Annotated in this window: 12 protein-coding genes; 5 read left to right on the plus strand and 7 right to left on the minus strand. The window is 69.2% G+C overall.

Going from position 1 to position 13,459, the window contains the following annotated elements; translation table 11 throughout:
* From LGR69_RS10275 to LGR69_RS10285, 3 genes are all read right to left on the minus strand, one after another.
* Window positions 1-1,059, minus strand: coding sequence for a GGDEF domain-containing protein (locus LGR69_RS10275; protein ID WP_230365959.1), 1,059 nt, complete (start codon window positions 1,057-1,059; stop codon window positions 1-3).
* Between the two features lie 104 nt (window positions 1,060-1,163).
* Window positions 1,164-2,711, minus strand: a complete 1,548-nt coding sequence (locus tag LGR69_RS10280) for a DEAD/DEAH box helicase (RefSeq protein ID WP_230365960.1) — start codon at window positions 2,709-2,711, stop codon at window positions 1,164-1,166.
* A 185-nt stretch (window positions 2,712-2,896) separates the two neighbouring features.
* Window positions 2,897-3,250 (minus strand): hypothetical protein, encoded by a 354-nt coding sequence (locus LGR69_RS10285; protein ID WP_230365961.1) that lies wholly within the window; start codon window positions 3,248-3,250, stop codon window positions 2,897-2,899.
* Between the two features lie 416 nt (window positions 3,251-3,666).
* Between LGR69_RS10285 and LGR69_RS10290 the strand changes: the two genes are divergently transcribed.
* Together LGR69_RS10290 and LGR69_RS10295 are read left to right on the plus strand one after the other, a co-directional pair.
* Complete coding sequence (locus tag LGR69_RS10290) at window positions 3,667-4,533, plus strand: outer membrane protein (protein ID WP_122159456.1); 867 nt, start codon at window positions 3,667-3,669, stop codon at window positions 4,531-4,533.
* A gap of 175 nt (window positions 4,534-4,708) precedes the next feature.
* Window positions 4,709-5,200: a PRC-barrel domain-containing protein gene (locus LGR69_RS10295; RefSeq protein ID WP_230365962.1), complete on the plus strand. Its 492-nt coding sequence runs from the start codon at window positions 4,709-4,711 to the stop codon at window positions 5,198-5,200.
* Between the two features lie 194 nt (window positions 5,201-5,394).
* Here LGR69_RS10295 and parE read toward each other — a convergent pair whose 3' ends face one another.
* Window positions 5,395-7,455, minus strand: coding sequence for a DNA topoisomerase IV subunit B (gene parE / locus LGR69_RS10300; RefSeq protein ID WP_230365963.1), 2,061 nt, complete (start codon window positions 7,453-7,455; stop codon window positions 5,395-5,397).
* 327 nt (window positions 7,456-7,782) lie between these two features.
* On the opposite strand from parE, the gene LGR69_RS10305 reads away from it, so the two are divergent.
* Complete coding sequence (locus LGR69_RS10305; RefSeq protein ID WP_007566176.1) at window positions 7,783-7,971, plus strand: hypothetical protein; 189 nt, start codon at window positions 7,783-7,785, stop codon at window positions 7,969-7,971.
* Between the two features lie 45 nt (window positions 7,972-8,016).
* Here the strand turns inward: LGR69_RS10305 and topA are convergent, their stop codons facing one another.
* Window positions 8,017-10,704 carry a type I DNA topoisomerase gene (gene topA / locus LGR69_RS10310; RefSeq protein ID WP_230365964.1) on the minus strand — a complete coding sequence of 896 codons (2,688 nt, stop codon included), beginning with the start codon at window positions 10,702-10,704 and terminating at the stop codon, window positions 8,017-8,019.
* Window positions 10,705-10,909: 205 nt separating this feature from the next.
* Here topA and LGR69_RS10315 point away from each other — a divergent pair, with 205 nt between their 5' ends.
* Together LGR69_RS10315 and LGR69_RS10320 are read left to right on the plus strand one after the other, a co-directional pair.
* Window positions 10,910-11,182 (plus strand): BrnT family toxin, encoded by a 273-nt coding sequence (locus LGR69_RS10315; protein ID WP_230365965.1) that lies wholly within the window; start codon window positions 10,910-10,912, stop codon window positions 11,180-11,182.
* 28 nt (window positions 11,183-11,210) lie between these two features.
* The gene (locus LGR69_RS10320) at window positions 11,211-11,471 is read left to right on the plus strand and encodes a BrnA antitoxin family protein (RefSeq protein ID WP_230365966.1); all 261 of its coding nucleotides are present in this window, start codon (window positions 11,211-11,213) and stop codon (window positions 11,469-11,471) included.
* A 4-nt stretch (window positions 11,472-11,475) separates the two neighbouring features.
* On the opposite strand, the gene LGR69_RS10325 is transcribed toward LGR69_RS10320, so the two are convergent.
* Both LGR69_RS10325 and LGR69_RS10330 read right to left on the minus strand, forming a co-directional pair.
* Window positions 11,476-12,426 carry a molybdopterin-dependent oxidoreductase gene (locus LGR69_RS10325; protein WP_230365967.1) on the minus strand — a complete coding sequence of 317 codons (951 nt, stop codon included), beginning with the start codon at window positions 12,424-12,426 and terminating at the stop codon, window positions 11,476-11,478.
* A complete protein-coding gene (locus tag LGR69_RS10330) occupies window positions 12,423-13,286 on the minus strand; it encodes a cytochrome b/b6 domain-containing protein (RefSeq protein WP_122159604.1) in 864 nt (287 codons plus the stop codon). The genes LGR69_RS10325 and LGR69_RS10330 overlap by 4 nt, the downstream gene beginning before the upstream one ends.
* Between the last annotated feature and the right edge of the window lie 173 nt (window positions 13,287-13,459).

Consider the following 13,459-nt stretch of genomic DNA (forward strand, 5'->3'; position numbering starts at 1 on the left):
TCAGGCGACCTGAGAAAGCGAGTCGGCCGCGTCGTCCACGACGCGGTTGCGGCCGGCGCGCTTGGCCGCGAACATGCACAGATCGGCCCGCTCGAGCAGCGAGGCCGGCGTGTCCTCGGCATGCAGCACCGCGATGCCGAGCGAGATCGTGACCTTGCCGAGCGATTCGCCGGTGGAGCGCTTCACCAGCTCCCGGCCCATGACGCTGGCCCGGACCTGCTCGGCCACCTGGCGGGCCAGGGTCCGGTCGGCGCCCGGCAGCACGATGCCGAACTCCTCGCCTCCGAACCGGGCGAGCAGCGCCTGCTTGCCGGCATTCTCGCGCATGACGATCGCCACGAGGCGCAGCACCTGATCGCCGGTGAGATGGCCGTAGAGGTCGTTGAACCGCTTGAAGAAGTCGATGTCGAGGACGATCAGGCTCATCGGGGTGGCCCCCAGCCGCGCGGCCTCGAGGGACGCCTTCAGGGTCTCCTCGAAATGCTTGCGGTTCGACAGGCCAGTCAGCGCGTCGGTGAGGCTCTCCAGCCGGCTGGCCTCGAGCTTCTCGCGCAGGGTCTCGATCTCGCTGCGGGTCTCGCGCATCCGCGCTTCCAGCACCCGGTTGTTCACCGCGACCTCGCGGGTGGTGGAGACCAGGGTCGAGACGATCTCGCCGAGCCGGGCCCGGGTCGGCATGCCCTGGGCCAGATCCTGGGCGAGCCCACGCAGGGCCTCGCCGTATTGCGCTGTCGAGCCGAGCGACAGGTCGAGGATCTCGGTCACCGCCGCGATCTCATCGAGCATGCCGCGGCTGACATCGCCGGTGGTGCTCGTGAGCTGGCGGCCGTCGAGATAGGTCTCGTGCAGGTCGTCGATATCGGATTCGGTCAGGCTGCCGTTCTGCGTAGTCAGGCGCTTGATCGAATCGCCGAGCAGCGGCAGCTCGCCCGAGACGTAGGCGTACCAGACCGCGTAGGCCCGCGGCGTGGCCGAGGGACCGTAATCGCGGATCAGATCGTGCGCGCGCTTCGCCAGCGCGAAGCTGCGATCACGATCCGAATAGGACTCCTGGCTCATCCGCATCCCGCCGTACGAGGCCGCCGGTGAAGTGCGACATCACGGCCCGAATCCCAATCTAGGGCGGGTTGGTAGCAGGAACGTTAAGCTAGGATGTCCGGACGTTACTTATCTTTCTTTGCCAAGACTGGTCGAAGCAAGAAGGCCGGAACATGTGACCCGAGACCGATCGGCGTATCGCCGTCGGGATCGTTACGGCGTCCACGCTCCTCGCGCGACCGCTCCTCGCGCACCGGCTCGGGACGCGGGGCCGGACGCCCCTCGCCGCGCCGGCTGGACGAATCTCCGCGCGAGCGCTGACGACCGCCGGCCTCGCCGCGCCCGTTGGACTTGGCCTCCGCCCGCGCGGGTTCGGCCCGAACCTCGGGCTTCTCCTCAACCGCCTTGGCCTCGGAGGAGCGGCCCTCGGAGCCGCGCTTCTCGGACGATCGGCCCTCGGACTTGCCCGAACGCCGCCCGCCGCGACCCTCGCCCGACCGGCCGCGATGGCGCGTGCCGGTATCGGCCGACGGATCAGCCACGGTGGACAGGTCGCCGTCGAACCACGGGATCGGCTGCCCGATCAGCGCCTCGATGGCGCCGAGGGAGCGGTCGTCCCCGGGGGCGACCAGGGTGTAGGCGGTGCCGCTGCGGCCCGCGCGGCCGGTGCGGCCGATCCGGTGGACGTAATCCTCCGGGTGGTGCGGGATGTCGAAGTTGAAGACGTGGCTGACCGCCGGGATGTCGAGGCCGCGGGCCGCCACGTCGCTGGCGACCAAGAGCGCAGTCTCGCCGTTGCGGAAGGCGTCGAGCGCCGTGGTGCGGGCGCGCTGGTCCATGTCGCCGTGCAAAGCCGCGGCGTCGAAGCCGTGGCTCACCAGCGACTTCTGCAGCAGCGCGACGTCGCGCTTGCGGTTGCAGAAGATGATGCCGTTGTTGAGCTCGGCCTCGCCCCGGATCAGGCTGCGCAGGCGCTCACGCTTGGCATGGCCGTCGGAGCCCACCGCCACCAGCCGTTGCGTGATGGTCGAGGCCGTGGAGGCCGGCCGCGCCACCTCGATCCGCTGCGGGTTGTGCAGGAACATGTCGGCCAGCCGCTCGATCTCCGGCGGCATGGTCGCCGAGAAGAACAGCGTCTGCCGGGTGAACGGCACCATCTTCACGATGCGCTCGATATCGGGGATGAACCCCATGTCGAGCATCCGGTCGGCCTCGTCGATCACCAGCAGCTCGACCCCGGTGAGCAGCAGCTTGCCACGCTCGAAATGGTCGAGGAGCCGGCCCGGCGTGGCGATCAGCACGTCGGTGCCGCGGGTGAGCTTGGCATCCTGGTCGGCGAAGGAGACGCCGCCGATGATCAAGGCGACGTTGAGCTTGTGGTTGGTGCCGTAGCGGTCGAAATTCTCGACCACCTGGGCCGCCAGCTCGCGGGTCGGCTCCAGGATCAGCGTGCGGGGCATCCGGGCCCGGGCGCGGCCATTCTCCAGCAGCGTCAGCATCGGCAGCGTGAACGCTGCGGTCTTGCCGGTGCCGGTCTGGGCGATGCCGAGGACGTCCCGGCGCGCCAGCACATGGGGAATAGCCTGAGCCTGGATCGGCGTCGGCTCGGTGTAACCCGCCGCTTCGACGGCGTTGAGGACTTTCTCGCTCAGTCCCAGGTCGGAAAAAGGCATCTGCGTTCAGGAACCGTTGCGCGCCCGGCCGGCGCGGTGGACACCGTCGCGGCAACGGCTCGGAAAGGCTCTGATAGGGCGCACGAACGCTCCCGTGGCCGCGGGGCGCATGGGCCAGTCAGTTAGGGCCTTGGCGCTGCTTGTCAATCTCGCAATGCGCGCATCCGGGTCCCACGCACAGCCGATCAGGGGTGCGGGCGGTCCAGGGCGGGCAACAGGCAGGGGTCGAGGCGTGTCGCGCGAGCGGCACCGGCGGCGGTGATCGAGCCGGTCGTCTCGGGATCGGCTGGAACGGCGCGCCCGCCGAGGGCGAGCTGAGTGGGCGCCGGGATGGTCTGACCGAGCCGGGCGAGCTGATGGGTCGCCACGAGGGCGAGCAGCCCGACCAGACCCGAGATGCGCAGCGCCCAGGCCAGGGACCCCGCGGGCCGGGCCGCGCCGCCCGCCCTGGGCTCCGGCGTCGCGCCCGGTGCCGCGTCGAACGCGGCCGGCCGGCGGGTCCCGAACGGTTTCGTCGGCCGTTCGACGGGCGGCAGCATGGGCATTCCTCTCCGCCGCCTGAGAAGCCGGCGACGGCTGAAGCGGATACTAAAGCCGGCAGGGTTAACCGCCTGTTGACACAAGACCGCGCTTTGGAGCGCCGGGCGGACCGCAATAAAACAGCGTCGCCGAACGCGGTTTGTGCCACCCGGATCAATGACGGCCCACAGACTGCCTAGATACCATCGCCACCCGATCCGACCGACCGACTAATGTTCAGGGTTTGCCGGGGCGTCGATGCAGCTTCTGATACACAGTTTCACGCCAGGACGGGGAATCTGTGCGCGTAACCTTCACCTTTCGTTGACGAGACCACGCTAGTCTGGCCAAGCTTGTTGCAGGAAAGCGACAGACCCGCTGACCGAGAGCGCCTAGAAGGCAGCCGGCTCAAGCCAACCCCAGGACCAATGGCACCATGAAAAAAGTTCTTCTTGCATCGACCGTTCTCGCCGGCATGACCGTCGCCGCTTCCGCGGCCGACCTGCCGCGTCGCGCTGCGCCGCCGCCGGTGTTCACGCCGGTGCCGGTGTTCACCTGGACCGGCTTCTACGTGGGTGTGAACGCGGGCTACGGCTTCGACGCCAGCAGCAGCCGTCGCACCAACTACGTCCTGCGGAACGGCTCGGTCGTCGGATCCGAGAACACCGCGGCCGTCATCAGCGTGAACAATCGCTCGAACAACGACGGCTTCACCGGCGGCGCGCAGATTGGTTACAATTATCAGTTCACGCCGGGCTCGGGTGTGGTAGTCGGCCTCGAGGCTGATGCCCAGTACGTCGACTTCGCCCGTCGCGCCAAAATTACCCAGAACTACATCGGCCTCGGGTTCGGTGGCACCGCCTTCTCGGCGCCCCGTGCGTTCGTCGCCACCAGCGGCAACGGCCTCGACTACTTCGGCACCGTCCGCGGCCGCCTCGGCTACGCCTTCGACCGGACCCTCGTGTACGCCACCGGCGGTTACGCCTACGGTTCCGGCCAGGACGACCAGAACTTCGCTGGCAACCGCTTCCGCGACAGCTTCCGCTCCGGCTACGCCGTCGGTGGCGGCCTCGAGTACGCCCTGCCCACCGACTCGTTCCTGAACTTCTTCAAGTCCTCGGCCGTCACGCTGAAGGTCGAAGGCCTGTACGTGAACCTCGACCGCCAGAAGAACGCTGCCAGCGGCGTGTTCTATGGCAACCTGCTGCCCCCGAACGGCGTCGCCTACCTCAACGGCGCAGCTGCCAAGACCGAGTTCGCCGTCGTCCGCGCCGGCGTGAACTACAAGTTCGGCTCGTACTAAGATCGACGATCGGCGCCGGCCTAACCGGCGCCGTCTCAACGGGGGCCCGGCCGCAAGGTCGGGCCCTTCGTTGTTTCCGGAAGCGCGCTGCGACAGGGACGACGGGAACAGCCGCCGCCGCGACCGCTTTTCACCGACGGCGCGCGGATGGCTCGGCTGCGCCGGAGCGATCCCGATGCGCAAATCCCTTCTCCTGCTACCGCTGGCTCTCCTCAGCCTCGCCGGGCTCCCGGCTCGAGCCCAGGATGCCAGCGTGATCGGCAACAAGACGGTGCTGCCGGGCACCGGGCCGGGAACATCGACTGGCGGCGCTGGCGGCGGCCCATTGACGATTGCGGCCAGCGCGGAGGCGGCGGTCAAGCGGCAGGGCGTCAAGCCGGCCACCGTCCTGGCCTCTCACCTGATCGGCGTCACGGTGCGCAACGCGGCCGGCGACAAGGTCGGGACGGTCGACGACCTGCTGATCGCCGATGGCGGGGCCCTCAAGGCGGTGGTGCTGGATGTCGGCGGCCCCCTGGGGCTCGGCAGCAAGCGCATCGCCGTGGAGCCCGGCGCCCTGGTGCTGCGCCCGGGCGGGGAGCGATTCTCGGCCGTGCTCCACATGAGCACCGACACGGTCGCGGCCGCCCAACCCTTCGACCCGGTCAAGGCGACGGCGGCGGAGTAGCTTGACCGGCACCGGACTGGATGCGGTTGCGATTCAGGCGCGCCGCTTCAAAGTCAATCCGCGATTCCCTCGCCGTCATGGCGAGCGGAGCGAAGCAACCCAGCGCGGCGCTACGTTTTTCCAGGTCACGCGACCCTGGGTTGCTTCACTGTGCGCGCAGTGACGGGGCGCCGTCCCGTGGGCGCCCCGTCGCTTCAGATATCCAGATCGACGCCGTCGGCGAAGGCCGCGCGCTCGCTGATGAAGGCGAAGCGGGCCTCGGGCTTGTTGCCCATCAGGCGCTCCACCGTGTCGCCGGTGGATTCCCGTGCCTCGTCGAGCACCGCGACCCGCAGGAGCGTGCGCTTCTTCGGGTCCATGGTGGTCTCCTTGAGCTGGGCCGGCATCATCTCGCCCAGGCCCTTGAAGCGCCCGATCTCGACCTTGCCGCCCTTGAACACCGTCTTGGTGATCCGCTCCCGGTCGGCATCGTCCCGGGCATAGGCGACCTTGGAGCCCTGCTGCAGCCGGTAGAGCGGCGGGATCGCCAGGTAGAGGTGCCCGCGGTCGATCAGCTTCGGCATCTGTCGGTAGAAGAACGTGATCAGCAGCGACGCGATGTGGGCGCCGTCCACATCGGCGTCCGTCATGATGATCACCTTGTCGTAGCGCAGATCCGTCTCGCGGAAGGCCGCGCCGGTGCCGCAGCCGAGCGCCAGGGTCAGGTCCGAGATCAGCTGGTTGGCGCCGAGCTTGTCCCGGGAGGCCGAGGCGACGTTGAGGATCTTGCCGCGCAGGGGCAGGATCGCCTGGGTGGTCCGGTCCCGGGCCTGCTTGGCCGAGCCGCCGGCCGAATCGCCCTCGACGATGAAGATCTCGGAGCCCGCCGTGCCGGCGGCCGAGCAATCCGCCAGCTTGCCGGGCAGGCGCAGCTTGCGGGTCGCGCTCTTGCGGGCGACCTCCTTCTCCTGGCGCCGGCGCAGCCGCTCCTCGGCCCGGTCGATCACCCAGTCGAGCAGCTTGTTGGCCTGGGCCGGGGAGGCGGCCAGCCAATGGTCGAAGGCGTCGCGCACCGCCGTCTCGACGATGCGCTGCGCCTCGACGGTGGCGAGCTTGTCCTTGGTCTGGCCCTGGAATTCCGGCTCGCGGATGAACACCGAGAGCATGGACGCGCAGGTCGCCATGACGTCGTCGGTGGTCACCGCCGTCATGCGCTTGGCCTGGTTCACCCGCTCGGCATGCTCGCGCAGGCCCCGCAGCAGCGCGACCCTTAAGCCCGCCTCGTGGGTGCCGCCCTCCGGGGTGGGAATCGTGTTGCAGTAGGAATGCGAGAAGCCGTCCTCGGCGACCATCCAGGCCACCGCCCATTCGAGCGAGCCGTGCGAGCCGGGCTTTGTCACCTTGCCGGTGAACATCGCCTCGGTGACCAGCTCCTTGCCCTCGATGTCCCGGGCAAGATAGTCGCGCAGCCCGGCCGGGAACCGGTGCACCGCCTCGGCCGGCACGTCCTCCAGGCCCTCGAGCAGGGCAGGGGCGCAGCGCCAGCGGATCTCGACGCCGCCGAACAGGTAGGCCTTCGAGCGCGCCATCTTGAACAGGCGGCGCGGGTCGAACTTCAGCGAGCCGAAGATCTCGGCATCGGGGTGGAAGCGCACCCGGGTGCCGCGCCGGTTCTGCACCCGACCGACCAGCTCCAGCGCCCCCTGCGCGTGGCCGCGGGAGAAGGTCTGGCGGTAGAGGGTCTGGTTGCGGGCGACCTCGACCTCGAGGAGGTCGGACAGGGCGTTAACCACCGAGATGCCGACGCCGTGCAGGCCGCCGGAGGTCTCGTAGACCTTCGAGTCGAACTTACCGCCCGCGTGCAGCGTCGTCATGATGACTTCGAGCGCCGACTTGCCCGGGAACTTCGGATGCGGGTCCACCGGGATGCCGCGGCCGTTGTCGGTGATCACCAGCGAGCCGGTTTCCTCGAGCTCGACCTCGATGAAGCTGGCATGGCCGGCCACCGCCTCATCCATGGAATTGTCGATCACCTCGGCGAAGAGGTGGTGCAGCGCCCGCTCGTCGGTGCCGCCGATATACATGCCGGGCCGACGCCGGACCGGCTCCAACCCCTCCAGCACCTCGATGTCGGAGGCAGTGTAGCCGGCCTCGGGCTCAGCCGCCGCGATGGTCGGCACCGAGGCGGATTCCGCGAGCCGCCGCCGCGGCTCCGCCGGACGCGGGACCGAGGGCTTGCCACCGGGCCCGAACAGGTCGCGCGCCGGATCGCTCACGCGCGGCCTCCGCGAACGCGGCGCATCGGCCGGCTCGGTGTTGGGCAGACGGGCGTCGGATCGTGCAGCATGCGCCTTCATCCCCGCATCATAGCGGAACAAAACAGAAACATCCAGAGCGTTCGGTGCGTCGCCGAACGGCCTTACCATCGCATGCTGCGCCGCCGCGAGCGAGGGGCGCGGCCGGCCCGGCGCGACGGAGCCGTCATCGCGACGTTGCACAATCGTGGGTTAAGGCTTCCTCAGCTGCCGCCCGGATCGGAACCGCGCGGCTCCGGCCGCGTTTGTCTGGGAAAGAGCTTGACCGTGGTCAGGGAGCCGCCGTCGATGAGCAACGCCGCGATCGAGGCCCGCCGCCTCACCCTGATCCGTTTTGAGCGCGCCGCCGGCACCGTCTTCGGGTGCGACGAGGAGACGGCCTCCGTGCCGCCCGCTCGCTTCCTGATGAACGGCCTGACCATCGCGCTGGCGACGGTCGCCACCGCCCTGGCCGCGACCATCACCTATCTGGCTTAGCCCGAAGCGTTCGCGCCAAGTCCTCAAAGGGATCGGGCGCGGCTCTCAGCCGGCACCCGATTTCTTCGCCGGGCTCTTCTTGGCCGCCGGCTTCTTCGCGGGGGCCTTCTTGGCCGCCGGCTTCTTGTCCGCGGCCGCCGCCCGAGCCGGCGCCTTCCGGGCCGATGTCCGCTTGGCCGGCTTGCCGCCGCCCGACGCCCGCTTGGCATTCACCAGCGCGATCGCCTCGTCGAGGGTCAGCGCCTCGGCATTCATGGTCTTCGGCAGCGTCGCGTTGACCTCGCCGTCGGTGACGTAGGGGCCGTATTTGCCGGCCTTGACCACGAGGTCGCGCCCGCTCGTCTCGTCCTTGCCCAGCGGCCGGCCCGGATCGGCCGCCGGCCGGCCCCGGCCGCCGCCCTGCTCCTTGGCGACGATCAGGTCGATGGCGCGGTTGGCCCCGACCTCCAGCACGTCGTCGTCCTTGCCGAGATTGGCGTAGGTCTTCCCGTGCTGCACGTAGGGTCCGAACCGGCCGAGATTGGCCAGGATCGGTTCGCCGGTCTCGGGATGGCGCGCCACCTCGCGCGGCAGCGACAGCAGCGCCAGGGCCTTGTCCAGATCGACCGAGGAGGGGGAGAGCCCCTTCGGCAGCGAGGAACGCTTCGGCTTCGCCGCATCCTTCTCGGTGGAGGCCTCGCCGAGCTGGACGAAGGGCCCGAACCGCCCGTCCCGGATCGTCACCGGCATCCCGGTCACGGGATCGTTGCCCAGCACCCGGACGCCCGGCTGGCCGCCCTCGGCCGAGGAACCGTCACCGTCGCCGTCGACCCCGGAGGCCGAGAGCTGGCGGGTGTACTTGCACTCGGGATAGTTCGAGCAGCCGATGAAGGCGCCGAACTTGCCAAGCTTCAGCGAGAGCTGGCCGGTGCCGCAGACCGTGCAGGTGCGCGGGTTCGAGCCGTCGCCCTTGTCGGGGAAGATGTGCGGGCCGAGCAGGCCGTTGAGCGCCTCCAGCACGTCGGTGACGCGCAGCTCCTTGGTCTCGCCGATCGCCGCGGAAAAGTCCTTCCAGAAGTCGCGCAGCACCGCCCGCCAGTCGATCTCGGCGTTGGACACCCGGTCGAGCTGACCTTCGAGGTCGGCGGTGAAATCGTACTCGACGTAGCGCCGGAAGAAGCTTTCCAGAAAGCCGGTGACGAGGCGTCCCTTGTCCTCCGGCTGAAGCCGCTTTTTTTCGATTTTCACGTATTCGCGGTCGCGCAGCGTTTGAAGAACGGCCGCGTAGGTCGAGGGCCGGCCGATGCCGAGCTCCTCCATGCGCTTGACCAGGCTCGCCTCGGAATAGCGGGGCGGCGGCTCGGTGAAGTGCTGGGTCGCGGTGATGCGCTCGCGGGTGAGCGGGTCGCCGGCCTTCATCGGCGGAAGCCGCTTGCTCTCCTCGTCCTCCTCGTCGTCCTTGCCCTCTTGGTAGAGAGCCAGGAAGCCGTCGAACTTCACGACCTGGCCGGTGGCGCGCAGGTCGATCCGGCGCGGGCCGACATTGGCCGTGACGTCCACGGTGGTGCGCTCCAGCTCGGCCGATTCCATCTGGCTCGCCATCGTGCGGGTCCAGATCAGGTCGTAGAGCTTGGCCTGCTCCGGCTCGAGGTGGCGGGCCACCATCTTGGGCAGGCGGCTCATGTCGGTCGGGCGCACGGCCTCGTGGGCCTCCTGCGCGTTCTTGGCCTTGACGCTGTACTTGCGCGGCACGTCCGGCACGTAGCGGTCGCCGAACTCCTTGCCGATCACCTTGCGGGTGTCCTGGATCGCCTCCGGCGCCATGTCGACGCCGTCGGTCCGCATGTAGGTGATGATGCCCACCGTCTCGCCGCCGACATCGACGCCCTCGTAGAGGCGCTGCGCGACCCGCATGGTCTGCGCCGGCGCCATCCCGAGCTTGCGCGAGGCCTCCTGCTGCAACGTGGAGGTGGTGAAGGGCGGCTGCGGGTGGCGCTTGGCCGGCTTCGCCTCGACGCTCGCCACCTGGAAGGTCGCGAGTTCGAGGTCGCGCTTGAACGCGGCCGCCGCGTCGCCGGTGCCGACATCGAGGCGCTGGATCCGCTTGCCGTCGGCCCCGACCAGGCGCGCCTCGAAGGTCGCGCCGTCCGTGGTCGTCAGGGTCGCGACGATCGACCAGTACTCGCGCGGCTTGAAGCTCTCGATCTCCATCTCGCGCTCGACCACGAGCCGGAGTGCCACCGACTGCACGCGGCCGGCCGAGCGGGCGCCGGGGAGCTTGCGCCACAGCACCGGCGAGAGGTTGAAGCCGACGAGGTAATCGAGCGCCCGGCGCGCCAGATACGCGTCGACGAGAGCCTGGTCGATCTCGCGCGGCTTGCGCATCGCGGCCTCGACCGAGGCCTTGGTGATGGCGTTGAAGGTCACGCGCTCGACCGGGATGCCCTTGAGCGCCTTGCGGGCGTTCAGCGCCTCCAGGACGTGCCAGGAGATCGCCTCGCCCTCGCGATCCGGGTCGGTGGCCAGGATCAGCTTGTCCGCGCCCTTGACCGCCTTGGCGATCTCGCTGACCCGGCTGGCGCCCCGGTCCGCGAGTTCCCAGACCATGTGGAAATCCTGCTCGGGATCGACCGAGCCGTCCTTGGCCGGCAGGTCGCGGATGTGCCCGAAGGAGGCGATCACCTCATAGTCGCGGCCAAGATACTTATTGATCGTCTTGGCTTTGGCCGGCGACTCGACGACGACGACTTTCATTCAGACCTCTGCCCCTCGACGGAGCCTGGGCGCGACGGACGAATTCTGTTCGAAATTCGCGTGGGACGAGTGCCCGCCGTCGGGCCGGGGCCGCGCGCCGGGGACAAGTGGGTTACGGGCGGCGGGTTGTCAAATGGCAGTCGCGGCCGAGCGGCCAACTGGGGCCATCGTACGCAGCACGCGAATCCGATATGATAGCCGATCGATGGCGATCACCTTCGATCCGGCCAAACGCGACCGAACCTTGGCCGAGCGAGGGCTCGATTTCGAGGACGCGGAGCTCGTTTTCGCAGGGCCGGGCTTCACGTTCGACGACATCCGCCGCGATTACGGCGAGCATCGCATCGTCACAGTCGGCTTCCTGGCGGGCCGGATGGTGATCGTAATCTGGACCCCACGCGGCCGGGACCGCCACGTCTTTTCGATGAGGAAGGCCAATGTCAGAGAGCAGAAGCGCTACGCACCGCTCATCCGCTGAGGCCTCCATCAAGAGCGATCTGGCGAAGGTGGACGCGCACGAGATCACGGCGGAGGAATACGATGAGATCCCCGAGCTGACCGACGAGATGCTGCAGCGTGCCGAGTTTCACGTCGGCGACCGGTTCGTGCGGCGCGGGCCTTCGGAGGGCTCCGACGCGGCAGTTTCGGTCCATCTCCTTCCGTCCATCGCCGAGCATTTCCAGGCCCAGGGCCCGGGCTGGCAGGCCCGCGTCAACGCCCTTCTGATGGAGGTGGTCGAGCGCGAGCGCGCACTCAAGCGTCGCTGAAGCCTCAGATCCCCGCGTACCACTCGTAGCCGCGATCCTCCCAGTAACCGCCCTTGCCCTGGCCGAAGCCCGACAGCGACTCCACCAGCTCGACCCGCATCACGTATTTGGCCTGCTTGTAGCCGAGCTGGCGCTCGACGCGCAGGCGCAAGGGGGCGCCGTTCGAGACCGGCAGCGGCTTGCCGTTGAGGTCGTAGGCCAGGATCGTCTGCGGGTTGAAGGCGTCGAACAGGTCGATGCTCTCGTAGTAGCGGATCGGCGTGCGCTTATCCTCGGGCGGCTCGGGCTCCGGGGCGCCCTGGCCCCAATCGTCCTTGGGCGCATCGGTGGCGGTCGGTGCGCCGCCCCAATCCTCGGCGGCGGCGAGCTGAATATAGCCGTCGCGGACCGAGCCCGGATGTTCGGGCCGCCACAGGGAGGCGCCGTCACCGCCTTCGAGGCCGCCGCCGGCATATTCCAGCGTGTCGGCGCAGTGGAACACGGCGTAGCGCGCCTGGGGCTTCAGCCCGGCCCGGTTCAGGAGTTCGGCCAGCGGTACGCCGGACCATTGGCCGATGCAGGACCAGCCCTCGACGCAATCGTGGCGGGTCACCTGGGTGCGGCCCGGCAACCCGCGCAGATCCGCCAGGCTGAGCGACAGCGGCGTCTGCACCAGTCCGTCGACCGTGAGCTTGAACTCCGAAAACTTCTTCGCCGCCAGGGCGCGGAACGCCCGGTCCGGCGGGTCGATGGTGCCGTTCGGCTTGAACCAGGGCGAGATCATCGCGGCCGGGTATTCCCGGGCGAGCGTTGCGGGCGACATCAGCAGGCGCTGGACGAACAGGTTGGCGTCCTCGCCGGCCTTGAGGGTCCGGCGCCCGGCCTCCGTCCCGGCGAAGCGGTCGCAGCCGCCGAGCAGGGCGGTCCCGGCGAGGCCGGCGCCGGCGGTGAGCAGCTTGCGGCGGTGCAGGATCATCGCGCGGTTTCCTTCTCGGGACGGCCGAGGCTGAACCAGCCGGTGAGCATGCCGCGCATGTTGTTGACGAAGCCGGAGACCAGAACCAGCACCACGTGGACCACCACGAACAGCACCAGCAGCCCGGCGGCGATGAAGTGAATGGTGCGGGCCGATTGGCGGCCGCCGAACAGCTCCGGCAGCCAGTGCCAGGCCGCGTCGACGCCCGGCGACATGGCGAGGCCGGCCAGGACCATGGCGGGCAGGAGAACCAGCACGACGACGAGATAGGTGAGCTTCTGGATCACGTTGTAGCGCTTGGCCTCCTCGCCCTCGGGGAAGCGCAGCAGCAGGTGCTCCTTCACGGAGCCGCCGAAGTCGCGGATCTGGTCGCCGTCCGGGATCAGGCGGCGGCGGAGCTGGCCGCTGAACAGCCCGTAGAGGAGATAGACCGCGCCGTTGATCACCAGGAACCACGCGAACAGGAAGTGCCAGCGCCGCCCCGTGGTGAGGTCCTGGTCCGCCGGGAGGGTCGCCCAGGCCGGGAAGGCCCGGTCCACCGCGGTGCCGCCCTCGCGGGACAGGCCGAGCACGCCGGTCGTCTCGAAGCTGTGCGCGCCGATCGTCACGACGCCGCGATTCGTGCCGTCGCGCCCCTGCTCGCTGGTGATCGCCAGAGCGGGATCGTCGAAGGTCGAGACCGCCCCCCAGTACAAAGCCGGGTGGGCGTTGAAGATCTGCAGGCCGCTCATCAGCAGCACCAGCAGCACCCCGGCGTTGATCCAGTGCGCCACCCGGATCACCACGGGATGCCGGTAGAACCAGCGGCGCCCGGAGGCGTCGACGGTCTCGGGCGCTGCGAGCGCGGGGGCGCCGGCCAAAGGTTCGGCTCTCAGGCTTTCGGGTCTCAAGCGTGCGTCTCGCGGGGGTGGCGACGGTGCGGGTTCCGTCCGATCCGGCTGATACGTGGCGCGGACGCTCAAGTTACCAACCGATGAAAAAAGGCCGCAGGGGCTGGCGCGCCTTGCCGGGAGAGCGAGCCGGACCTACACCC

The organism is Methylobacterium brachiatum (assembly GCF_020523825.1).
Lineage (GTDB): Bacteria > Pseudomonadota > Alphaproteobacteria > Rhizobiales > Beijerinckiaceae > Methylobacterium > Methylobacterium brachiatum.